At 67.8% G+C, this 485-nt stretch carries 1 protein-coding gene and 1 pseudogene; one reads left to right on the top strand and one right to left on the bottom strand.

All coding sequences use genetic code 11. The features are described 5' to 3' along the window. Positions 1-257, bottom strand: a pseudogene (locus ABGA94_RS04025) (hypothetical protein); the annotation flags it as partial. 27 nt (positions 258-284) lie between these two features. On the opposite strand from ABGA94_RS04025, the gene ABGA94_RS04020 reads away from it, so the two are divergent. Continuing rightward, on the top strand, positions 285-485 hold a 201-nt coding region (locus ABGA94_RS04020), incomplete at its 3' end, for a PLP-dependent transferase (protein ID WP_375366455.1).

Here is a 485-nt window from a genome sequence, read left to right as displayed (position 1 = left end):
GCATCGGTGCTCACCTGCGGCAGGCCCGGGGTGAGATCGGCATCCAGTACCACCGTGGGCGGGCAGGCGCGTTGCAGGTCCGGCAGCCACTGCCGTACCAGCGCATTGATGTCCACCGATTCCCGGATCAGGGTCTGGCAGCCGCACACGTCCACCACGAAGCGGCGCAGCAGCGCCTGGCCCTGCAGGGTGTGGGTCACTTCCGGGTGGAACTGCACGCCGTACCAGCGCGTTTCTTCGTTGGCCATGGCGGCCAGTCGCCCGATCCCAGCACCGGGGCGGTGATGCCGCCGATCTACGCCACCTCGACCTATGCGCAGTCCAGCCCGGGCGAGCATCAGGGCTTTGAGTACTCGCGTACCCACAACCCGACGCGCCGCCTCGGCGCACGGTCGCGCCGGTGCAGTTGCGCATCCGCGAAAGCAGTGCCGCACGACCGAACTGATTCCTTCCGCATACCCCTTCCACGCAACAACGACCTTCCG

The sequence above is a fragment of the Stenotrophomonas sp. 3diitr2024 genome (genome assembly GCF_042136455.1).
Lineage (GTDB): Bacteria > Pseudomonadota > Gammaproteobacteria > Xanthomonadales > Xanthomonadaceae > Stenotrophomonas > Stenotrophomonas sepilia.
The sequence above is the reverse complement of the archived record's forward strand: the minus strand, read 5'-3'. Positions and strand labels throughout refer to the sequence as shown.